The 21,631-nt window shown below is 63.9% G+C and carries 22 protein-coding genes and 1 pseudogene; 12 read left to right on the top strand and 11 right to left on the bottom strand.

What is annotated here, in order from left to right; genetic code table 11:
- Nucleotides 1-353: 353 nt before the first annotated feature.
- Nucleotides 354-560 carry a cold-shock protein gene (locus AB4061_RS19360; RefSeq protein ID WP_006157526.1) on the top strand — a complete coding sequence of 69 codons (207 nt, stop codon included), beginning with the start codon at nt 354-356 and terminating at the stop codon, nt 558-560.
- Nucleotides 561-872: 312 nt separating this feature from the next.
- On the opposite strand, the pseudogene AB4061_RS19355 reads toward AB4061_RS19360, so the two are convergent.
- The 4 genes and pseudogenes from AB4061_RS19355 to icd all read right to left on the bottom strand — a co-directional run.
- Nucleotides 873-1,031, bottom strand: a pseudogene (locus AB4061_RS19355) (type II toxin-antitoxin system mRNA interferase toxin, RelE/StbE family); the annotation flags it as partial.
- A 376-nt stretch (nt 1,032-1,407) separates the two neighbouring features.
- Nucleotides 1,408-2,103 (bottom strand): hypothetical protein, encoded by a 696-nt coding sequence (locus AB4061_RS19350; RefSeq protein ID WP_441636575.1) that lies wholly within the window; start codon nt 2,101-2,103, stop codon nt 1,408-1,410.
- Nucleotides 2,103-2,672: a PAAR domain-containing protein gene (locus AB4061_RS19345; RefSeq protein ID WP_441636573.1), complete on the bottom strand. Its 570-nt coding sequence runs from the start codon at nt 2,670-2,672 to the stop codon at nt 2,103-2,105. The genes AB4061_RS19350 and AB4061_RS19345 overlap by 1 nt, the downstream gene beginning before the upstream one ends.
- A gap of 297 nt (nt 2,673-2,969) precedes the next feature.
- Entirely contained in the window at nt 2,970-4,220 is a 1,251-nt protein-coding gene (icd, locus tag AB4061_RS19340; protein WP_043349336.1) for an NADP-dependent isocitrate dehydrogenase, read from the bottom strand.
- Nucleotides 4,221-4,540: 320 nt separating this feature from the next.
- On the opposite strand from icd, the gene AB4061_RS19335 reads away from it, so the two are divergent.
- The 3 genes from AB4061_RS19335 to AB4061_RS19325 all read left to right on the top strand — a co-directional run bounded on the left by AB4061_RS19335 (nt 4,541) and on the right by AB4061_RS19325 (nt 6,200).
- Complete coding sequence (locus tag AB4061_RS19335) at nt 4,541-5,215, top strand: pseudouridine synthase (RefSeq protein ID WP_441636570.1); 675 nt, start codon at nt 4,541-4,543, stop codon at nt 5,213-5,215.
- Between the two features lie 103 nt (nt 5,216-5,318).
- The gene (locus AB4061_RS19330) at nt 5,319-5,564 is read left to right on the top strand and encodes a hypothetical protein (protein ID WP_441636568.1); all 246 of its coding nucleotides are present in this window, start codon (nt 5,319-5,321) and stop codon (nt 5,562-5,564) included.
- A gap of 186 nt (nt 5,565-5,750) precedes the next feature.
- Nucleotides 5,751-6,200: a DUF192 domain-containing protein gene (locus tag AB4061_RS19325; RefSeq protein WP_441636566.1), complete on the top strand. Its 450-nt coding sequence runs from the start codon at nt 5,751-5,753 to the stop codon at nt 6,198-6,200.
- A 51-nt stretch (nt 6,201-6,251) separates the two neighbouring features.
- On the opposite strand, the gene AB4061_RS19320 is transcribed toward AB4061_RS19325, so the two are convergent.
- A complete protein-coding gene (locus tag AB4061_RS19320; protein ID WP_006157531.1) occupies nt 6,252-6,737 on the bottom strand; it encodes a YajQ family cyclic di-GMP-binding protein in 486 nt (161 codons plus the stop codon).
- 140 nt (nt 6,738-6,877) lie between these two features.
- On the opposite strand from AB4061_RS19320, the gene murB reads away from it, so the two are divergent.
- On the top strand, nt 6,878-7,894 hold the full coding sequence (murB, locus tag AB4061_RS19315; protein WP_441636564.1) for a UDP-N-acetylmuramate dehydrogenase: 1,017 nt from the start codon (nt 6,878-6,880) through the stop codon (nt 7,892-7,894).
- Between the two features lie 19 nt (nt 7,895-7,913).
- On the opposite strand, the gene ppnP is transcribed toward murB, so the two are convergent.
- The 3 genes from ppnP to argF all read right to left on the bottom strand — a co-directional run bounded on the left by ppnP (nt 7,914) and on the right by argF (nt 10,684).
- Nucleotides 7,914-8,225: a pyrimidine/purine nucleoside phosphorylase gene (gene ppnP / locus AB4061_RS19310; RefSeq protein ID WP_441636562.1), complete on the bottom strand. Its 312-nt coding sequence runs from the start codon at nt 8,223-8,225 to the stop codon at nt 7,914-7,916.
- A 116-nt stretch (nt 8,226-8,341) separates the two neighbouring features.
- The gene (locus AB4061_RS19305) at nt 8,342-9,571 is read right to left on the bottom strand and encodes an argininosuccinate synthase (protein ID WP_035867543.1); all 1,230 of its coding nucleotides are present in this window, start codon (nt 9,569-9,571) and stop codon (nt 8,342-8,344) included.
- 189 nt (nt 9,572-9,760) lie between these two features.
- Nucleotides 9,761-10,684 (bottom strand): ornithine carbamoyltransferase, encoded by a 924-nt coding sequence (gene argF / locus AB4061_RS19300; RefSeq protein WP_441636559.1) that lies wholly within the window; start codon nt 10,682-10,684, stop codon nt 9,761-9,763.
- Between the two features lie 396 nt (nt 10,685-11,080).
- Here argF and AB4061_RS19295 point away from each other — a divergent pair, with 396 nt between their 5' ends.
- Nucleotides 11,081-11,380 carry a DUF3579 domain-containing protein gene (locus tag AB4061_RS19295; RefSeq protein WP_006157536.1) on the top strand — a complete coding sequence of 100 codons (300 nt, stop codon included), beginning with the start codon at nt 11,081-11,083 and terminating at the stop codon, nt 11,378-11,380.
- A gap of 269 nt (nt 11,381-11,649) precedes the next feature.
- Here the strand turns inward: AB4061_RS19295 and rpsT are convergent, their stop codons facing one another.
- Nucleotides 11,650-11,916 (bottom strand): 30S ribosomal protein S20, encoded by a 267-nt coding sequence (gene rpsT, locus AB4061_RS19290; RefSeq protein ID WP_006157537.1) that lies wholly within the window; start codon nt 11,914-11,916, stop codon nt 11,650-11,652.
- A 380-nt stretch (nt 11,917-12,296) separates the two neighbouring features.
- Between rpsT and murJ the strand changes: the two genes are divergently transcribed.
- Together murJ and AB4061_RS19280 are read left to right on the top strand one after the other, a co-directional pair.
- Nucleotides 12,297-13,850 (top strand): murein biosynthesis integral membrane protein MurJ, encoded by a 1,554-nt coding sequence (gene murJ / locus AB4061_RS19285; RefSeq protein WP_441636557.1) that lies wholly within the window; start codon nt 12,297-12,299, stop codon nt 13,848-13,850.
- Between the two features lie 235 nt (nt 13,851-14,085).
- Nucleotides 14,086-14,934, top strand: coding sequence for a SirB1 family protein (locus AB4061_RS19280; RefSeq protein WP_441636555.1), 849 nt, complete (start codon nt 14,086-14,088; stop codon nt 14,932-14,934).
- 50 nt (nt 14,935-14,984) lie between these two features.
- Here AB4061_RS19280 and AB4061_RS19275 read toward each other — a convergent pair whose 3' ends face one another.
- Nucleotides 14,985-15,611, bottom strand: coding sequence for a VTT domain-containing protein (locus tag AB4061_RS19275; RefSeq protein WP_241754543.1), 627 nt, complete (start codon nt 15,609-15,611; stop codon nt 14,985-14,987).
- Nucleotides 15,612-15,767: 156 nt separating this feature from the next.
- Here AB4061_RS19275 and mutL point away from each other — a divergent pair, with 156 nt between their 5' ends.
- The 3 genes from mutL (at nt 15,768) to AB4061_RS19260 (ending at nt 19,415) form a co-directional block, all read left to right on the top strand.
- Entirely contained in the window at nt 15,768-17,816 is a 2,049-nt protein-coding gene (gene mutL / locus AB4061_RS19270; protein ID WP_441636553.1) for a DNA mismatch repair endonuclease MutL, read from the top strand.
- A 20-nt stretch (nt 17,817-17,836) separates the two neighbouring features.
- Nucleotides 17,837-18,823: a tRNA (adenosine(37)-N6)-dimethylallyltransferase MiaA gene (gene miaA, locus AB4061_RS19265; protein WP_441636551.1), complete on the top strand. Its 987-nt coding sequence runs from the start codon at nt 17,837-17,839 to the stop codon at nt 18,821-18,823.
- 73 nt (nt 18,824-18,896) lie between these two features.
- A complete protein-coding gene (locus AB4061_RS19260; protein ID WP_441636549.1) occupies nt 18,897-19,415 on the top strand; it encodes a GNAT family N-acetyltransferase in 519 nt (172 codons plus the stop codon).
- A gap of 82 nt (nt 19,416-19,497) precedes the next feature.
- On the opposite strand, the gene purM is transcribed toward AB4061_RS19260, so the two are convergent.
- Complete coding sequence (gene purM, locus AB4061_RS19255; protein ID WP_441636548.1) at nt 19,498-20,550, bottom strand: phosphoribosylformylglycinamidine cyclo-ligase; 1,053 nt, start codon at nt 20,548-20,550, stop codon at nt 19,498-19,500.
- Nucleotides 20,551-20,828: 278 nt separating this feature from the next.
- Here purM and hda point away from each other — a divergent pair, with 278 nt between their 5' ends.
- Entirely contained in the window at nt 20,829-21,536 is a 708-nt protein-coding gene (gene hda, locus AB4061_RS19250; protein ID WP_043349383.1) for a DnaA regulatory inactivator Hda, read from the top strand.
- The last annotated feature ends 95 nt before the right edge of the window (nt 21,537-21,631 follow it).

Here is a 21,631-nt window from a genome sequence, read left to right as displayed (position 1 = left end):
CTTTCCCTCCAAAATACCATCTACAGCCGTTCCTTTCCCGCCACACCCTACCAGGAGTGGGGAATCTGCCAACTTGACAGTGCGCAGGTTTGACAGAAGAATCGTTCGCACATTCACGTCTGGTTACGCGAGCCAAGCAATAGTCCGGACTGAGTGATCCGTGAGCAGGGAGGCCCACGAATCCAGCGGCGGCGAGTCAGCACATCAAACTGGCCGCCACGCGGTGCCCGCACAGTCGTGCCTTTGCGCCCGACCCGGTTCCGTCCGGGCAGCGCGGAAGAACACTAGCCGGGCACCCACTGGCCGCGGCGCTTTCCCCCGCTCGTATCCTGCTTTTTTTGTTGGGGGAGTTTATGGCAAGCGGTATCGTCAAATGGTTCAATGACGCCAAGGGCTTTGGGTTCATCAAGCCGGACGACGGCGAAGAAGAACTGTTTGCGCACTTTTCGGCCATCCAGATGAATGGCTTCAAGACCCTGAAAGAGGGTCAGCGCGTATCCTTCGAAATCATCCAGGGCCCCAAGGGCAAACAAGCCACCAATATCCAGGATCACGCCTGAAGATTCGGTGCGCGGCCGCACCAGCCGGTAGAGCTTGAGGTGGCCACGACAGGATGCGGGGGGATCATCCCCGGAACGGGATCGGCCTGCCCCGCCCCAAAGCACGCAGGCTGGACAGCAGCACGTAACGCATCCGACAAAAAGCCCGGCCAGGTCAATGCCGGGCTTTTTGTTTGGCTCGCTGGTCGCGCCTTTTAGCCTGCCACTTCGATTCCTCATTGATTTCCGGTCGTTTTTGTAGCTCTTTGGTGGCTTTTTGCATAATTTTGGCTGTTTCCGCACATTCAAACACCCCGAAATGTACGTCATTAGGCGCAAAATATCTTGCCCTCCAGTGCCGGCACTATCCAGCCAGTAGATCAACAGGAAGTCGCCGCCAACGTGGCATTCGCGATGGTCGGCCCAGCCGCCCATGAGCGCATGGTGCAGCCACTCAGGCCCGAACGGCGCGCCGTCGGCCTGTGGAAAGATGGCTAAGCACTTACATCGAGATTGCCGACTATGGCGGCAGCGCTAGTCTGCCGTGGGGGTAGGTGATGCCCAACCCAGGAACCAGCTAGCACAAATGCCCCCACGAACAACGCAAGCCCGACGCAATAGGCCGCAAGGCTTCGCCATCGGTCAGGAGAGCGCCGCATGAGCGCTAGCAGTACCAGAATCAAGCCAATCAGCGTCAGCAGACACGCAGTTGCAAGCACAACAGCAGTAACAACAACCAATGAGCCGGTAGTGACCTGCGCGCGAGTGATAGGAGTGAGAAAGGTAAAGACTGCAAAGGCCAAACCCAAGAGCGCAAGGCCAATGGCGATGCAATCCACCGCACTCCCAACCCTGCTCCTAGTTTGTATCATCTGAGCCCCTCGGCGGCCACTTGCTGCGCCAAGGCGGCCCAACGGCGCAGACTGTCTGGCACCACATGCGCATAGTAAAAATGCCCTTCTCCTTTGCCTGCGATCATTTGCTTGCCCAGCAGCGGAGCCGCCACAGCAAGCTCGGCCCACGGCATCCCCGCGTAGATTGGATCTCCATGTTCGGTCAGATTGATCACGGTGGTCTTGCGAATACTTTTGTGGCTACGCAGATCCGCTAGAAACCCGGCCTCGATGGGTGAACCCACCAGTACTAGATGGTCAATCACGTGCCCGGCCCGGGCATAAGACCATGCAGTCTGAGCGGCCAGGAGGGAGCCATAGCTATAGCCGATCAGATTGAATTGGGATGCCTCTGCTGCCATGCCACTCGTAATTGTCCATTCCCCGTTATCGCGCGAGCGGATGGCTAGGCCGGATCGGATGGCATCGATCAGCGTGCCTACGAACTCATAGTCCTTGGGAAGATCGATAGTCGCCGAGTTTGTGATGCCTGCAAAGCAGTGGGCAATCCCTGCCCTCCGGAACGCCTCGAGTTGTGGCCGCACGTAGTCGCCATCTAGTCCGGCCCCACCCCAATACAGAGTCCCGCGAGGCCGCAGCAGATAGACCTTCACAGGCGCGCGCTTCTCAATCGGAGTCAATGGAATTTGTATCGTCTTGATTGGTTGCATCAGGCATCCTCCCCAAATATTTCCAGCGTCATGGTCGCTGCGGTATCGCTCGAAATGCGCTCGGTCATACCGCTGTCGTCTGTTCGCGCCTCGATCGATCCGCCATCGCCTGTCAGGCGGTAGCGCCGGCGTGCCAGGGGTTGGCCGGAGTTTTCGTCCAGAAGTTGCACCTGTTGGTCGTAACGGGGATTAGAGGCCAAGAAGGGCGCCACTGGGAAATCAGTTGTGCCCGCGATAACTTCCTGCACGCTTGCCACTCCAGCACTCTCGGCTTCGTCGTCGCACCAAGTCTCGCCGGCGAGAGTGGCGATAATGCTCGGATGTGTCGGGCACTTGCAGAGCACGATATCGCCATCAGCCGCCGTCTCGCCCATGAAGCTAATACGGCTCGGTCCGCCAGCCTTTGCAAGGATGCCGGTGGTCTTGCAGGCTTCGCAGTAGGCTTGCCCACCGATAAGCGCTACCTGGTGGCCGGCACCGTCGCCAATGGTGAAAACTGGCCCGTCATACGGGAGGATGACGCCATCTGGTGAAAGCCTGTCGCCCACACACGCAACTCTGCGCATCATGGTTTGGCCTCCCAAGTTGCGGTCAACTGCTTCACGTTGTGCATACGTTCTCCCATGGATTGATTGATAGGCGTTTGGCGCCTCCCTACTTATGCGCGATACAGCACCAAAATCAATCGGACATTTCTGCAAGTGCGGAGAGCATTTTCCTTATGTGTCCTATTCGGTCTTTTTTTTATGTCGACCTGGCTGCACACTTGCCGGGTAGTATCTCCTGATACGACGGGATGAAAAAAAACCCCGGCGACCTTTGCGTCGCCGGGGTTTCGGTTCAGGCTGAGACAGCCCGGACTACGGTCACATATTGTCGATCATCACCTGCCCAAAGCCCGAGCACGACACCTGCGTCGCGCCTTCGAGCAGGCGGGCGAAGTCATAGGTGACCTTCTTCGACAGGATGGACTTCTCCATCGAGGAGATGATCAGGTCGGCGGCTTCGGTCCAGCCCATGTGGCGCAGCATCATTTCCGCGGAGAGGATTTCGGAACCCGGGTTCACGTAGTCCTTGCCGGCGTACTTTGGTGCGGTGCCGTGGGTGGCTTCGAACATGGCCACGGAATCCGACAGGTTGGCGCCCGGGGCAATGCCAATGCCGCCAACCTGGGCCGCCAGTGCGTCGGAGATGTAGTCGCCGTTCAGGTTCAGCGTGGCGATCACCGAATATTCGGCCGGGCGCAGCAGGATCTGCTGCAGGAAGGCGTCGGCGATGGCATCCTTGATGACGATTTCGCGGCCGGTCTTCGGGTTCTTGAACTTGCACCACGGGCCGCCGTCGATCAGCTCGGCGCCGAATTCCTGTTGTGCCAGCTCGTAGGCCCAGTCACGGAAGCCACCTTCGGTGAACTTCATGATGTTGCCCTTGTGCACGATGGTCACCGACGGCTTGTCGTTGTCGATCGCGTACTGGATGGCCTTGCGCACCAGGCGCTTGGTGCCTTGCTTGGAGACCGGCTTGACGCCAATGCCCGAGGTATCCGGGAAACGGATCTTCTTCACGCCCATTTCGTTCTGCAGGAAGGCGATCAGTTTCTTGGCCTGGTCGCTTTCCGCTTCCCATTCGATGCCGGCGTAGATGTCTTCCGAATTCTCGCGGAAGATCACCATGTCGATCTTTTGCGGCTCGCGCACCGGCGAGGGCACGCCCTTGAAGTACGCCACCGGGCGCAGGCAGACGTACAGGTCCAGCTGCTGGCGCAAGGCCACGTTGAGCGAGCGGATGCCGCCGCCAACCGGCGTGGTCAGCGGGCCCTTGATGGACACCACGTAGTCCTTGAGGACTTCCAGGGTTTCTTCAGGCAGCCACACGTCAGGGCCATACACCTTGGTCGACTTCTCGCCGGCGTAGATCTCCATCCAGGAAATCTTGCGCTTGCCACCGTAGGCCTTGGCCACGGCCGCATCGACCACCTTGATCATCACCGGGGTGATATCCAGGCCCGTACCGTCGCCTTCGATGAATGGAATGATCGGATTGTCCGGAACATTCAGCGAAAAATCCTGGTTGACCGTGATCTTTTCGCCGGCCGGAACCTTGATGTGTTGATACATGACGTCTCCAGTACGGAACGGGGGGGTTGCAACGAGCCGCCGGATTCGTGACCAGACGGCGAGATTTGGGTGGCGCGTGGGCATTTTAACGGCGATTGGCGCGGGCGATGCCGCTGCGCACCACACGCGGACTACCCGGCTATGCGTCACACGCACACAAGTCTTATATAAGACATAAGACCGTTTTGTATTATGCAACAAAATTTCATGATCCGCCATCCTGGCCGGACCCGCGCCGCCCGGCGTGGGCTACGGCATACTGACGCCCCATACTGACGCTATTCATGCGCCTATCCGCGCGCCAGGCCCCAATACTCTCGATGACGCTGATCGCACTGAACAAACCCTTCGGCACCATGAGCCAGTTCTCCGCGCACCCGTCGCGCCCGACTCTCGCCGACTGCGTGCAGCGGCCCGGCGTGTATCCGGCGGGAAGGCTCGACGCCGACAGCGAAGGCCTGCTGCTGCTGACCGATGACGGCATCTTGCAGGCGCGCATTGCCGATCCGCATCACAAGCTGCCCAAGACATATCTGGCCCAGGTCGAAAACGTGCCCGGCGAAGCCGCCCTGGCGCACCTGTGCAATGGCGTCGACCTGGGAGACTTCCGCACGCTGCCGGCGCGAGCGCGCTGCATCGACGAGCCAGGCTTTCTGTGGCCACGCAATCCGCCGGTGCGATTTCGCGCCGCCATCCCGACCCAATGGCTCGAACTCGAGATCCGCGAGGGCAAGAACCGCCAGGTGCGCCGAATGACCGCGGCAGTAGGATTTCCGACTTTGCGCCTGGTGCGCGTGCAGATTGGCATGCTCGACCTGCGTACGCTCGGACTCGCGCCAGGGCAATGGTGCGAGATCGACCCGAGCGCGCTCGGCCTGGAAGCCGTAGTCGCGCCACGTCCCCGCGCGATCGTGCGCGGGGACGGCTCGGGGGCGGCGACCAGCCCTGCGGAGCGCCGCCACGCACGCCCTCGCGCAAAAAGTTACAAATATTAACAAGTCGTGGGTCAACGGCTCCCCGCCTCGTTTCGTTTTTGACACTGACGCGTCGCATACGAGTCAACTCTTCCGAATCGATTTACCTTCGAGGTTGTTAAGCATGAACAAACTGATCGCTGCTCTGGTTGCCGGCCTGTTCGCCACCGGCGTTTTCGCCCAAGCCGCCGCACCCGCACCGGCAGCGCCGGCTGCTGCAGCGCCTGCCGCCGAAGCACCGGCTGCAAAGCCCGCGACGAAGAGCGCCAAGAAGTCCAAGAAGCACGCTCACCACAAGACCAAGGCTGCTCCGGTTGCCAAGGCTGACGCTGCTCCGGCTGCCAAGGCTGAAGCTGCTGCAACGAAGTAAGAGTTTGCAGGCAGGCCGGGCTTCGTGCCCGGCAAGCAAGGCAGGTCGCCCGCAAGGCGCCTGCCTTTTTTCTTGCTCGCGACGGTAGGGCCTGCTGCAACGAAGTGGAATATTTGTCCGTGCCGCTCGCGCGGTAGCTGCGCTATGCTGGCGGCTGTCCCGAACCGTCATTCGCCGCTCCAACTCATGCGCCCTTTGCTCAAGAACCTGCTCGTCAGCGGCTGCGCGCTCGCCGCCATGGCCGCCGCCTGTGCCCAGTCCCCGGCCAGCTTGCCGGTCAGGCAACTCACCGCTGGGATGTACGCGATCAAGGCGGAAATCGCCGCCACGCCGGAAGCCCGCGAGCTTGGCCTGATGTACCGCAAGACCATGCCCGCCAACGAGGGCATGCTGTTTGTGTTCGAAGAGAAAGCCGGACACTGCTTCTGGATGAAGAATACCGACCTGCCCCTGTCGATCGCCTTCCTGGCCGATGACGGGTCCATCGTCAATATCGAAGACATGGCGCCCCAGACTGAGAACAACCATTGCCCGCGCGCGGCCGTGCGCTACGCGCTGGAGATGAACAAGGGATGGTTTGCGCAGAAGGGCCTGAAGGCCGGCACGAAGATCGGCGGCCTGCCGCAGGCGCGCTAAAGAAAAAGCAGGCGCGCGGCAGCATGGCTGCCACGCCTGCCGGCGACAGGATCAGTCGCGGAAGTTGTTGAAGTCCAGCGGCGCTTCGGGGACGTCCTTGCGCAGCAGCGCGATCACGCTCTGGAGATCGTCGCGCTTGGTCCCCGTGACACGCACGGCGTCACCCTGGATGCTGGCCTGCACCTTGATCTTGCTGTCCTTGATCATCTTGACGATCTTCTTCGACAGATCGCCGGTGACACCCTTCTTGATGGTGATGACCTGCTTGACCTTGTCACCGCCGATGCGCTCGGTCTTGCCGTAGTCGAGGAAGCGCACATCGACATTGCGCTTGGCCATCTTGCTGATCAGCACGTCCTTGACCTGGCCGAGCTTGAAATCGTCATCGGCGAACGCGGTGAGTTCGTTCTCCTTGTGCTCGACCCGTGAATCCGAACCCTTGAAGTCAAAGCGGTTCGTGATTTCCTTGTTGGCCTGCTCGACCGAGTTCTTCACCTCGATCATGTTCGCTTCGCACACTACGTCAAACGACGGCATTGCATTCTCCTTGTCTTGCTGCGTGTTGCTTGTTGCTTGTACCGGGCGCGCGCCGGCTGGCGGCGGCGCTTACGTATAATCCAGCCTACCCTGCAGTCCGGTGCCGTCGACCCCGGCGGGCCGCTTCACCTTTCCCTTGCATGGCAGATTTCCTCGAATTTTATCCCCTGCGCCGCCACAATACATTCGGATTCGACGTGCGCGCGCGCTTTGCGGTGCACGTGCGCAGCGAAGCCGACCTGCTGGCCGCCCTGGCCGATCCCCGCGCGCAAGGCCTGCCGCTGGTGGTGCTCGGCGGCGGCAGCAATGTGGTCCTTACGCAGGACCTTGACGCGCTGGTGCTGCTGATGGAGATTCCCGGCTACGCGGTGGCCTCGGCGGATGCCGCCCACATGGTGACGGCCGGTGCTGGCGAGAACTGGCATGCGCTGGTCTGCCGCACTATCGCCGACGGCCTTCCGGGCCTGGAAAACCTGGCCCTGATTCCCGGCACCGCGGGCGCCGCGCCGATCCAGAACATCGGCGCCTACGGCGTGGAGCTGCGCGAGCGCTTCGACAGCCTGCGCGCGTTCGACCGCCATAGCGGCGAATTCGTCCACCTGACGCTGGAGCAGTGCCAGTTCGCCTACCGGGACAGCCTGTTCAAGCGTGAGGGGCGGGACCGCTACATCATCACCGCCGTCACCCTGCGCCTGCCGCTGCCATGGCAGCCAGTGCTGGGCTATGCGGAACTGGCGCGCGAGCTGGCGCAAGATCCTGCGGCGCACCCCACGGCAGACCGTATCCGCGACGCGGTGATCGCGATCCGCTCGCGCAAGCTACCCGACCCGGCCCAGGTCGGCAATGCCGGCAGCTTCTTCAAGAACCCGGTGGTGGGCGCCGAACAGCGCGACGCGCTGCTGATGCGGTATCCCAACCTGGTCAGCCATGCCCAGCCTGACGGCAGCTACAAGCTGGCAGCCGGCTGGCTGATCGACCAGTGTGGATTCAAGGGGGTCAGCGACGGCCCGGTGGGCGTCTATGGCAAGCAGGCGCTGGTGCTGGTACACCACGGCGGCGGCACCGGGCAGGCGCTGCTGGCGCTGGCGCACCGCATCGCCGATGCGGTACAGGCCCGCTTCGGCGTGCGTATCGAACCCGAGCCGGTGGTGCTTTAAGCCGTCCGGGCTGCCGTGATCAACCGAAGTGGCAGACGTAGTCCAGCGTTTCGGTCACTTCGATATCGAAGCTGCTGTCGCCGGGCACATTGAACTGCTGGCCGGCGCCATAGGTATGCCACTGGTCTTCGCCAGCCAGCTTGACGCGGCACACGCCACCATTGATTTCCATGATTTCCGGGGCGCCGGTGTTGAAGGTCAGGGCGGCGGGGAAGATCACGCCCAGCGTCTTGCGGGTGCCGTCCGGGAACAGCACGGTGTGGCTCACGCACTTGCCGTCGAAGTACAGGTTGGCTTTCTTGACGACGGATACGTTGTCGAACTGGCTCACGCTATTTCTCCTTGATGCTCTTGGTTCTGGATGACTGAATCGGGAATACCGCAGGGCAAGGCGGCGCAAAAAAGGGGCCATGACGGCCCCTCTTCTGTTGCCTGCCTGCGGCCGGCTTACTCGCCGCGCTGGCGGCGAGCGTTTTCGGCGATGCGCATGCGCAGCGCGTTCAGCTTGATGAAGCCGCCGGCGTCGGCCTGGTTGTAGGCGCCGCCGTCATCGTCGAAGGTCGCGATGGTCTTGTCGAACAGCGTGTCCTTGGAGTCGCGGGCGACCACGATCACATTGCCCTTGTACAGCTTGACGCGGACCCAGCCGTTGACCTTGGCCTGGGTGTGGTCGATCAGCACCTGCAGCGCGCGGCGCTCCGGGCTCCACCAGTAGCCGTTGTAGATCAGGCTGGCGTAGCGCGGCATCAGGTCGTCCTTCAGGTGAGCCACTTCGCGGTCGAGCGTGATCGACTCGATAGCGCGGTGGGCCTTCAGGATGATGGTGCCGCCAGGGGTTTCGTAGCAGCCACGGCTCTTCATGCCGACGTAGCGGTTTTCCACCAGGTCGAGGCGGCCGATGCCGTGCTTGCCGCCCAGGCGGTTCAGCTCGGTCAGCACTTCAGCCGGGGTCATGCGCTTGCCGTTCAGGCCAACGATATCACCGCCCTCGAACTCGACGTCCAGGTACTCGGCCGCGTCCGGTGCGTTCTCCGGCGACACGGTCCAGCGCCACATGTCTTCCTCGGCCTCGGCCTTGGGGTCTTCCAGGTGGCGGCCTTCGAAGGAGATGTGCAGCAGGTTGGCGTCCATCGAGTACGGGGCGCCGCCCTTCTTGTGCTTCATGTCGATTTCGATGCCGGCCTTTTCAGCGTAGGCCAGCAGCTTCTCGCGCGACAGCAGGTCCCACTCGCGCCACGGGGCGATGACCTTCACGCCCGGCTCGAGGCCGTAGTAGCCCAGCTCGAAGCGAACCTGGTCGTTGCCCTTGCCGGTAGCGCCGTGCGACACAGCGTCGGCGCCGGTGCTGCGCAGGATTTCGATCTGGCGCTTGGCGATCAGCGGACGCGCGATCGAGGTGCCGAGCAGGTACTCGCCTTCATAGACGGCATTGGCACGGAACATCGGGAAGACGAAATCGCGCACGAACTCTTCGCGCAGGTCGTCGATGAAGATGTTTTCCGGCTTGATGCCGAACTTGAGCGCCTTCTGGCGGGCAGGTTCGAGTTCCTCGCCCTGGCCGATGTCGGCGGTAAAGGTGACCACCTCGCACTGATAGGTGTCTTGCAGCCACTTCAGGATCACCGAAGTGTCCAGCCCGCCGGAGTAGGCGAGCACGACTTTCTTGATATCGCTCATGTTCGACTCGATGCGAAAAGTAAGCGCGGCTAGCCACAAAGCCAGTCACGCGAGAAAAAGGGATGCGGAAAGACCGCTATTTTGACACGTCCGCCCCGGCTTGGGCGGCACTTGGCGAGCCGGGCGAGCATGCGGGCACCGGATTGGCGCGCCGCATGTGCGCCAATCGTGGCGCCACCCCGCCAACGGTCAGTAACGTCCGCAGAGCAGGTATTCCATCAGCGCCTTCTGCACATGCAGGCGGTTCTCAGCCTCTTCCCAGACCACGCTCTTGGGGCCGTCGATCACGGCGGCCTCGACTTCCTCGCCGCGGTGGGCAGGCAGGCAGTGCATGAACAGGGCATCGTCGCCGGCGCGATCCATCATGGCGGTAGTCACCATCCAGTGCTGGAAGGCGCGCTTGCGCGCGTCGTTCTCGGCCTCATAGCCCATGCTGGTCCACACGTCGGTGGTGACAAGGTCGGCACCCTGGCAAGCGGTCAGCGGATCGTCGAACACCTTGACCAGATGAGCGGCCGTTGCCGGCACCATGACCGGATCGAGCTGGTAGCCGGGAGGCGCCGAGAAATGGAACGTGAAGCCGAGGCGCTCTGCGGCCTGGATCCACGTGTAGGCCATATTGTTGGCGTCACCGATCCATGCGACGGTCTTGCCGCGGATGCTGCCCCGCTGCTCGATGTAAGTGAAGACATCGGCCAGCACCTGGCAGGGATGGTATTCGTTGGTCAGCCCGTTGATCACCGGCACGCGCGAATGCGCGGCGAAACGCTCGATGATTTCCTGGCCGAAGGTGCGGATCATGATGATGTCGACCATGCGCGAGATCACCTGCGCCGCGTCCTCGATCGGCTCGCCGCGCCCCAGCTGGGAGTCGCGGGTGTTGAGGAAGACGGCATGGCCACCGAGCTGGTGGATGCCGGCCTCGAACGACAAGCGCGTACGAGTCGAGTTTTTCTCGAAGATCATGGACAGCGTGCGGTCGTGCAGCGGATGCCATGTCTCGTAGTTCTTGAACTTGGTCTTCAGAATCCGTGCGCGGTCCAGCAGGTACTCGTACTCGTCGGGAGTCAGGTCGCTGAACTGGAGGTAATGCTTGATCGAAGTTGGGCTCATAAAACAAAGAAGGCGGCTCGGTGGTGGCATGCCGCCATGAAGGGTTCATGACCTGACCATGCCGCGGAGCCGCCTTTCGCGTCGCTTACGCAATTTAACTGTAAGAATCATAAGGGATTATTGTGGCTTTGGCGAGCGTGCACGGCACCTCGCCCGGCACGGAGGCTTATGCGCGAGTCTTATATAAGATATAATACTGGCTGATTCACGCGGGGCCCGGCATACCCATGCCACCGCCCGCTGCCGGCATCAAAAGTGCCCCCGCCGACACCGACGCCCCCGCCGCCACGGCCGGAATGAAACGAACTAATCGTTTCCTGGCCGCGTCAAACGGGCTTCCGTTTGGTCAGTCTGGCGGGTTTACCGTCGAGTCACCCGTCTTATCCCCGCAGTCTCATGAATCCCACAGTTCGCGAATACTTCATCCAAGGCATCACCAAGGAAGGCAAGACCTTCCGCCCAAGCGACTGGGCTGAACGACTGTGCGGCGTGATGGCGCAATTCCGCCCCGAAGGCGACACCGGCGACCCCCGCATCACTTACTCACCTTACGTGCGGCCAGTGATGGCCGGCGGGTTGAAGAGCGTGGTGGTCGATGCGCGGCTGCGCGACATTGAACCCAAAGCGCTCGACTTCGTCCTCAACTTCGCGCGCGACAACAACCTGCAACTGGTCGAGGCCTGCTCGCTGGAGTGAGCTCGCACTGAAGCAGCTGCGGCATGGCCGCAGCTAGCCGCACACACCCTCAGGACAGGTGCCAGCCCAAAGCACGAAGCCAAGTACAAAGCAAAAAAAGCTCGTCAAATGACGAGCTTTTTTATCGGCTGGACTACCCCGTAAGGCGATCCACCCTGCCGGCCGACAACCTGACCAGGACCGTGGCACACCGCCGAGGCGGCGCGGCCACGCAATGGCCGGCGAACAGCCGGAAGGTGCCTGGCTTGCGCCCGGCACCAGTGCCTATATCAGGCAGCCATCGACTTGATAGCCGACGACAGGCGCGACTTGTGGCGTGCAGCCTTGTTCTTGTGCACGATCTTCTTGTCGGCGATAGCGTCGATGATCGATTGCGAGTTCTTGAAGATCTCGGCAGCAGCAGCCTTGTCGCCGGCTTCGATTGCCTTGCGAACAGCCTTCACTGCGGTACGCAGACGCGAACGCAGGCTGGAGTTGTGGGCGTTCTGGGCGACGGCCTGGCGCGCGCGCTTGCGAGCTTGTGCGGAATTTGCCATTTAAGTAGATTTCCTGAATTCAGATGCGTGCCCGACGGGAGGACGGAGCAAACCGCGGACACAATTAAGTGCACATCAAGCGACCCGGGATGCACTGGCACACGAATCCGGAACGCAACTAGCCTTGTGAATCGGCAATTATACACACAAGAAAAAGCGGCTGGCAAGCCGAGCCACACCTCATCTCGAGCAGGGCGAAGCAAACGCCGATATACGTGCATATCCGGGCGCCTGCGGGGCCAAACCGTATAATACGCGCCACACCGGCCCCGCCCTCGCGTGGCCTCGATGCAACTTTGGCGCGCGCCCGGCGTCTGAACCCGGTTCGCACCGGCGGTCCGACCGACGCTGCCGCCGCCACCCCTTGCCGCCGAACCATCTTGAACCTGCTCAAAGCGCTCGCCACCATCAGCAGCCTGACGATGCTGTCGCGCATCACAGGCCTCATCCGCGAGATCTTGATCGCGCGTGCCTTTGGCGCCTCGGACATGACCGACGCCTTCAACGTGGCGTTCCGCATCCCCAACCTGCTGCGCCGGATCTTCGGCGAGGGCGCATTCTCGCAAGCCTTCGTGCCCATCCTGGGTGAATACCACAGCAAGCGTGGCGAGACCGAGACCCGCGCGCTGATCGATGCCGTTGCCACGGTCATGACCTGGGTCCTGATGGGCGTCTCGCTGCTTGGCGTGATCGGTGCGCCGGTGGTCATGATGGTGGTCGCCACCGGCTTTCGCCAGCATGGCGGAGAAACCTATGACGCGGCGGTCTTCATGACGCGCGTGATGTTTCCCTACATCGGCCTGATCTCGCTGGTGGCGCTGGCCTCCGGCATCCTGAACACCTGGCGCCGCTTTGCCATGCCGGCCTTCACCCCGGTGCTGCTCAATATCTGCCTGATCATCGCCGCGCTGTTTGTCGGCCCGCATATGGCGCAGCCGATCTACGCGCAGGCCTGGGGCGTGCTGGTGGGCGGCATCCTGCAGCTGGCGGTGCAGATTCCGGCGCTCCGGCGCCTGGGCGTAATGCCGCGCCTGCGCTTTAACCTGCGCGCGGCCTGGGCGGAGCCGGGCGTGCGCCGCGTCATGCGACAGATGGCGCCGGCGCTGCTGGCGGTCTCGGTGGCCCAGATCAGCCTGATCATCAATACCAATATCGCCTCGCGCCTGGCCGCCGGCAGCGTGTCTTACCTGACCTATGCCGACCGCCTGATGGAATTCCCGACCGCGCTGCTGGGCGTGGCGCTGGGCACCATCTTGCTGCCAAGCCTGTCGAAAGCCAGCGCCGAGGAAAACCGGGCCGAATACTCTGGCCTGCTGGATTGGGGCCTGCGCCTGACCTTCCTGCTGGCCGTGCCGTGCGCGGTCGGGCTGTTCGTGTTCGGCGCGCCGCTCACGGCGGTGCTGTTCAACTATGGCAAGTTCGACGCCCATGCGGTGGAAATGACCCGCCAGGCGCTGGTCTCCTACGGCATCGGCCTGCTGGGACTGATCCTCATCAAGATCCTGGCGCCGGGCTTCTATGCCCGCCAGGACATCCGCACCCCAGTCAAGATCGCCCTGCTGGTGCTGGTGATCACGCAGTTGTCCAACTACGTCTTCGTGCCGCGCTTTGGCCATGCGGGCCTGGCGCTGTCGATCAGCTTCGGCGCCACCGTCAACGCGTTGCTGCTGTTCCTGGGCCTGCGCAAGCGCGGCTTTTACTCGCCGGCCAAGGGCTGGTGGCTGTTCCTGGCCCAGTTGCTGACCGCCGTCACGCTGCTGGCGGGCATGCTGTTGTGGTTCGCCCGCAACTTCGACTGGGTCGCCCTGGGTGCCACGCCATTGTTGCGTATCGCCCTGCTGGCCTCGTGCCTGGTACTTGCGGCAGTCGTCTACTTCGGTACACTGTGGCTCATGGGGCTGAGATACTCCGCTTTCAAGCGGAGAGCCGGCTAACAAGCCCCCGCCTGCCAAACCTGCCCTTTTCGCCAGCGCCAGACGGCGCGGGCCAAGGGTTGCGGCAGCGCGCGGTGCAGGGTCAAGGCTACTGAGGTTGTGTCAGAATGAGATGAAGCGGTTCTGCCCAGGCGCGCGACCGCGGACGGTACCAACACCCTACCGTCCGGGAAGGCACGCCACGCCGCCAGCATTCATCCGGAACAGCCGCCAGGCCGCATTCAGGAACGCCGCAATGACAACCACGAAAGTCCTGGAATACTTTGCCAGTCTCGTGGCAGACGAGAACGGTATCCCGCTGACAGAGACCGTGCTCTCGATCGCCCAGGATGCCTATCCGGACCTGGACCTGCAGGCCGAGCTCGCAGCGCTCGACATGCTCGCGGTACGCCTGAAACGCCGCGTCGCCGAAGGTACGCCGGCCATCCAGCGCATGCGCCTGCTCAATCATTTCTTCTACCGCGACCTGGGCTTCGGCGCCAACGCGAACGATTACTACGACCCCGACAACTCGTACCTGAACGTCGTGCTCAAGCAGCGGCGTGGCATCCCGATTTCGCTGGCGGTACTCTATATGGAACTGGGCCAGCATATTGGGCTGCCGCTCAAGGGCGTGTCCTTCCCTAACCATTTCCTGGTGCGGATGTCGATTCCGGCGGGCGAGGTGGTGGTGGACCCGCTCACCGGCGAGACCTTGTCCAAGGAACAGTTGCAGGAGATGCTCGACCCGCACCTGGAGCGCGAGGGCATCGCGGATCCCAACGAGGTGCCGCTGGGCCTGTTCCTGCAGGTGGCCAGCCACCGCGAGATCGTGGCGCGCGTGCTGCGCAATCTCAAGTCGATTTATCTGCAGGAGTCGCGCTGGCAGCGCTTGCTGGCGGTGCAGAACCGCCTGGTGATCCTGCTGCCCGGCTCGATCGAGGAGGTGCGCGACCGCGGGCTGGCGTATGCCAACCTGGAGTGCTTCCGCCCGGCGCTGGCCGACCTGGAAGCGTATGTGATGGCGCGCCCGGATGCGGCCGACACCACCCAGATCCGCGACCGCATGCCGGCGCTGCGCATGATGAGCCGCAGCGTAAGCTGAAAGTAACCTGAAACTCAGGCGGGGGCAGGCCGAGGCCCGCCCCCGCTGGCTCAGGAAGGACGGCGCTTGCCGCCCCGCACCAGCTTCCACAGGCCACCCAGCACCAGCGGCACCACAGCCGCGCCGATGCCCGCCAGCACGATCAGGTTCAGGTACTGCTTGATGAACGGCAGGTTGCCGAAGAAGTAGCCGGCAAACACCAGGCCCAGCACCCAGGCCGCCGCGCCGATCACGTTGAACAGCTGGAACTTGGCAAAAGTCATCTGCGACACGCCGGCCACGAACGGCGCGAAGGTACGCACGATCGGCAGGAAACGGGCCATCACCAGCATCTTGCCGCCATGGCGCTCGTAGAAATCGTGCGTCTTGCGCAACGCCTGCTGGTCCAGGAAGCGCCAATGGCCGTCGAACACTTTCGGCCCCACCCAACTGCCGACAAAGTAGTTGACAGTATTGCCGCCAATCGCCGCCACCAGCAGCAGGCCGACCAGCGCCCATTCATTCATGGCGTGCGTGGCGCAGAAGGCGCCGGCGATAAACAACAGGGAATCGCCCGGGAGAAAAGGCAGCACCACAAGCCCGGTCTCCGCGAACACGATGGCGAAGAGGATGGCGTAGACCCACGCACCGTAGTTCTGGATGACGGTGCCTAGGTATTTGTCGACGTGCAGCAGCATGTCGATGAACTGCAATGCGATATCCAATTCGATCCCCGTTCGATAATTTGCCGACATCATACAAGACCGGACAGGCGCCAAAGTCACCTTGCCCAACCACTTTTCATCCATCGCACGCCCACGGGCCAGGCGGCGCACCCACGTATAATTCCGCCCATGCCTGCCCAAGCCCCGCACCCCGCCCAGCCGCTCCGTCCCATCCGCCCCCTGCCCGACCAGCTGATCAGCCAGATCGCGGCCGGCGAGGTGGTGGAGCGCCCCGCCTCCGTGGTCAAGGAACTGCTGGAGAACGCGCTGGACGCCGGCGCCACCCAGCTCAACCTCCGCCTGGAGGAAGGTGGCGTGCGCCGCATCGTGATTGCCGACAACGGCTGCGGCATTCCCGCCGATGAGCTGCCGGTCGCGCTCAAGCGCCACGCCACCAGCAAGATCGCCTCGCTGGACGAACTTGAAGCGGTGCTGACGCTCGGCTTTCGCGGCGAAGCGCTGGCCTCGATCGCCTCGGTGTCCGAGCTGACCCTGACCAGCCGCACCGCCAGCGATACCCACGCGATGCAGGTGATCGCCAACACCGGCGTGGTACAGCCCGCATCCGGCGGCGTGGGCACCACCGTCGACGTGCAGCACCTTTACTTCAACACGCCAGCGCGCCGAAAGTTCCTGAAATCCGAACAAACCGAGTTTGGCCACTGCCTGGAAATGGTGCGGCGCGCGGCGCTGGCGCGCCCGGACGTGGCCATCTCCGTCCATCACAATGGCAAGCCGATGGAGCACTGGAACGCCGGCGACGTCGCCACGCGCACCGCCCAGGTGCTGGGCGCCGACTTCGCCAACGCCCGGCTGCCGCTGGATGAAGAGGCCGGCAGCTTGCACCTGTACGGCTTTGCCGGGCTGCCCACCGCCTCGCGCGGGCGCCCGGACCAGCAGTTCTTCTTCGTCAACGGCCGCTACGTGCGTGACAAGCTGCTGACCCACGCGGTGCGCAGCGCTTACCAGGACGTGCTGCACGGCGACCGCTTCCCCTCCTACGTGCTGTGCATGGACCTGCCGCCCGAGATGGTGGACGTGAACGTGCACCCGTCCAAGATCGAGGTGCGTTTCCGCGAATCGCGCTCGGTGCACCAGTTTGTCTACCACGCCGTGCAGCGTTGCCTGGCGCGGCAGGCCGGCGAGCAAGGCGACAGCCTGCATACGTCGGTCGGCGCGGACGATCCGGCGGCGGCTGAGCCGATTGGCGGTGCCGGCGGATTCCCGGGCGCGCGAAGCTTTGGCGGCGGCTCCAGCGGCTCCGGTAGCGTCGGCGGCTTCGGCGGATCGGGCAGAAGCGGCGGCATGGGCGGCATGGGCGGCGGCAGCAGCCCGCGCCCATGGGTCGACTACACGGCCGCCGCACGGCAGACCGAGCTCGGCGTGGCCCAGCCCCGGCAGGCCTACCTCGGCATGGTGCGCGACGCGATCCAGCCGGGCGGCGGGTTTTCACGCGGCCCCGCCGCCTATGTCCCACCGGCCGGCCCGGGCGCCACGCCCCCGGCCTGGCTGGCCGATGCGCAAGCCGCGCGCGAGAACGACCCGCCCGGCCTGCTGGACCAGATGCCCCGCCAGGAGCTTCCCGAAGACGAGGCCAGCCCGCTGGGCTATGCCATCGCGCAGCTGCACGGCATCTATGTGCTGGCGCAAAACGCGCGCGGCCTGGTGCTGGTGGATATGCACGCTGCCCACGAGCGCATCCTCTACGAGCAGATCAAGACCGCGCTCGAAGCGCGCGAGCTCGCGGTGCAGTCGCTGCTGATCCCGGTTACGCTCACAGCCAGCCCCGTGGAGATCGGCACGGCCGAGGAGCACCAGGAAACCCTCACCCTGCTCGGCTTCGACATCGCGCAGGTCTCGCCCACCACGCTGGCGATCCGCGCGATTCCCGCTCTGCTCAAGCAGGCCGACACCGAAGCCCTGGCGCGCGACGTGCTGCGCGACCTGCAAGCCTTCGGCGGCTCGCGCGTGCTGGTCGAACGCCAGAACGAGCTGCTGGCCACGCTGGCTTGCCACAGCGCGGTGCGCGCCAACCGCAAGCTCACGCTGGAAGAAATGAACGCGCTGCTGCGGCAGATGGAGCAGACCGAGCGCGCCGACCAGTGCAACCACGGCCGGCCCACCTGGGTGCAGCTGACCGTGGCGGAACTCGACCGCCTGTTCCTGCGCGGGCAGTAAGCCGCGTGCCCGACGACTTGATGACAACCGCCTCATCCAGCGGCACCGCCGCGTCCGCATCAGGCCACGCGCCGGTGGTCTGCCTGCTCGGCCCCACCGCCTCCGGCAAGACCGCCGCGGCGCTGGCGCTGGCCGCACAGACACCGGTCGAGATCATCAGCCTGGACTCGGCCCTGGTCTACCGCGAGATGGACATCGGCACCGCCAAGCCCTCGCCCGCCGAGCTGGCCGCGGTGCCGCACCACCTGATCGACATCATCGACCCGGCCGATAGCTACTCGGCCGCCCAGTTCGTCACCGACGCCGAGCGGCTGATCGTGGAGATCCGCGCGCGCGGCCGCGAGCCGCTGATCGTCGGCGGCACCATGCTGTACTACAAGGCGCTGACGCAGGGCCTGAACGACCTCCCACAAGCCGATCCGGCCCTGCGCGCCGAGCTGGACGCGCTAGCCGCCGAGCGCGGCTGGCCGGCGCTGCACGCCATGCTGAGCGAGGTCGATCCGGTCACCGCGGCCCGCCTCGCGCCCAACGATGCCCAGCGCATCCAGCGCGCGCTGGAGATCCACCGCCTGTCCGGCCAGCCCATGTCGGCGCTGCTGGCGCGGCAGGCCGACGAGCGCGCCTTTGCCGGCGCCGCCGACCGGCGCTACCGCGTGATCGCGCTGGAGCCGTCGGACCGCGCCGTGCTGCACGCGCGCATCGCCGCCCGCTACGACGCCATGCTGGCTGGCGGCTTTATCGAGGAAGTGCAACGGCTGCGCGCGCGCGGCGACCTGCAGCCCACGCTGCCCTCGATCCGCTGCGTCGGCTACCGGCAGGTGTGGGAATACCTCGACGGCGAAACCGATTTCGACACCATGCGCGAGCGCGGCCTGGCCGCCACCCGCCAGCTCTGCAAGCGCCAGCTGACCTGGCTGCGCAGCACGCCCGAGCGGGAGGTTGTGGACTGCCTGGCGCCGGACTACGTCGCGCAGGTAGCGCGGCTGGCGCGGATCGGGCAAGCGTAGCGTCACTGGGGGGCAGGTGTGACGGATAAGCGATAATCGTCGTTTGTATCTTGCCGAAGACGTCAAATCCGCCATGTCTGCCACCGATTTCGTACTGCGCCCCGCCACTTCCGACGATTGCGAAACCTTGCTCGCGCTGATCAAGGGACTGGCCGAATACGAGAAACTCACCCACCTGGTCGAAGCCACGCCGGAAAAACTGCGCGAGGCGCTGTTTGGCCCGCGCCCGCATGCCGAGGCTGTGCTCGTGGAGGTCCCCGGCACCCAGGTCCCGCAGGCCGTCGGCTTTGCCTTGTTCTTCCACAATTTCTCGACCTTCCTGGCCAAGCCCGGGCTGTATCTGGAAGACCTCTATGTCGACCCCGCCTGGCGCGGCCATGGGCTGGGCAAGGTTCTGCTCAAGCATCTTGCGGCGCTGGCGGTGGAACGCGGCTGCGGCCGCTTTGAATGGAGCGTGCTGGACTGGAACACACCTTCCATTGATTTCTACCGGGCAATGGGTGCGGACGTGATGCCGGACTGGCGAATTTGCCGGGTGACTGGGGAGGCGCTGGCGAAGCTGGGCGCGACGGAGTCACTCCGCAGACCGTAGATCGACGGTCTGCGCCCGACGGGCAAAAAAAAAACGGCGCATGCCTAAGCATGCGCCGTTTTTTTTATTGGAGCGGGACCGCTCAGGCCACGATGGTCTGTGCCTGGCCTTCTTCACGCTCGCGGATTTCGCCGATCTGCCATACGGCCTCGCCAGCGGCTTGCAGATGACGAATGGCGCGGTCGGCGTCTTCCTTGGCGACGATCACCACCATGCCGATGCCGCAGTTGAACACGCGGTGCATTTCGTCATCGGCAACGTTGCCCTGGGCTTGCAGCCACTGGAACAGCGGCGGCAGGGTCCAGGCGTCGCGCTGCAGCACGGCGGTCACGTTCTGCGCCAGCACGCGCGGCACGTTCTCGGTCAGGCCGCCGCCGGTGATGTGGGCCATGCCCTTGACCGGCAGGGTCTCGATCAGCGACAGCAGCGGCTTCACGTAGATGCGGGTGGGCGCCATGATGGCGTCCTGCAGGCGCTGGCCGTGGAAATCGCCGTTCAGGTCCGGCTTGGCCACTTCGATGATCTTGCGCACCAGCGAGTAGCCGTTGGAGTGCGCGCCCGACGAAGCCAGGCCCAGCACCACGTCGCCCGGCACGATGGTGGTACCGTCGATGATGCGGCTCTTCTCCACGGCGCCAACCGCGAAGCCGGCCAGGTCGTACTCGCCATCGGGGTACATGCTGGGCATTTCGGCGGTTTCGCCACCGATCAGCGCGCAGCCGGACAGCTCGCAGCCGTGGGCGATGCCTTTAATCACGGTCGCCGCGGTTTCCACGTCGAGCTTGCCGCAGGCGAAGTAGTCGAGGAAAAACAGCGGCTCGGCACCCTGCACCAGGATGTCGTTGACGCTCATGGCGACCAGGTCCTGGCCCACGGTGTCGTGGCGGTTCAGCTGGAAGGCCAGCTTGAGCTTGGTGCCCACGCCGTCGGTGCCGGAGACCAGCACCGGCTCCTTGTATTTCTTGGACAGCTCGAACAGCGCGCCGAAGCCCCCGATGCCGGCCATCACGCCTTCGCGCATGGTGCGCTTGGCGAACGGCTTGATGCGATCGACGAGCGCGTCGCCCGCGTCGATATCGACGCCGGCATCGCGGTAGGAGAGGCCTGCCTGGCCGGAAGTGGGGGATGCGCTCATGGGAACCTGCTTTTCCTGGAGTATGAAGTGAGGAATGCGGCGCTCACGACGGCGATTTGCGGCCGCGAGTCCAGTAGAATTGCAATTTTAACGGATACGGGCTTCCGGCTTCCAGTTTCCGGTGTTCCGTGTCATGAAGTATTGTCCGCAGCCATTCCCGATGAAGATGATTCCGGCAGCCACCGGCCGTTCTGCCCGCGCCCAACAGGCGGTCAGCGCCTGCCAGCCGCGACGCGTTTACCTGACAGATGATCCGCACCCAAAGTAACCGATAAGTCATGTTTCAGCGTCCCAAGCAGCTATCGCTTGAACTTGGCAGTCCGCCGCCCTCGACCTTCGAGAATTTTTTCGTTGCGGTCAACCGCGAGCCGGTGCAGCGCCTGCGCGACCTGGCCACGGCGGTGGCGCAGGAGCGGGCCGCCGACCGCCTGATCTACCTGTGGGGCGAAGTGGGCTCGGGCCGCACCCACCTGCTGCATGCGGTCTGCGACAGCGGCTACCAGGCCGGCATCCGTTGCCGCTACCTGAGCCCGCATCACGCCTTGTCGGACTTCATCTTCGACCCGAGCTGCCAGCTCTACACCGTGGACGATGTGGAGCTGCTCGACGAAGCGCGCCAGATCGCCGTGTTCTCGCTGTACAACGAGGTCCGGGCTCATGTGCGCACCGCCATCGTGGTGGCCGGCAGCCAGGCGCCGCTGGCCATGCCGGTGCGCGAGGACCTGCGCACGCGGCTGGGCTGGGGCCTGGTCTATCAGTTGGCTCCGCTGTCGGACGAGGACAAGATGGCGGCGCTGGTGCAGGCCGCGCGCGAGCGCGGCCTGCAGCTTTCACCGGAAATCCCGCACTGGCTGGTCACGCGCAAATACCGCGACATGCCGAGCCTGATGGCCCTGCTGGACGCGCTGGACACCTATTCGCTGGAGCGCAAGCGCGCCGTCACGCTGCCCCTGCTGCGGGAAATGTTTGCCGAGTTGCGTGAGTGAGCCAGGGCCTGCGCGCCAGCGCGCGTGACCCATGGCATGCACCGTGCTTGCCTTTGTTGGCATCCAGAGACGTTAAGAAAGCTCTCACAGTCCCG

It is taken from the genome of Cupriavidus sp. YAF13, assembly GCF_052113425.1.
Taxonomy (GTDB): Bacteria; Pseudomonadota; Gammaproteobacteria; order Burkholderiales; family Burkholderiaceae; genus Cupriavidus.
Note: the sequence above shows the minus strand (reverse complement) of the source record. Positions and strands in the feature narration are given on the sequence as shown.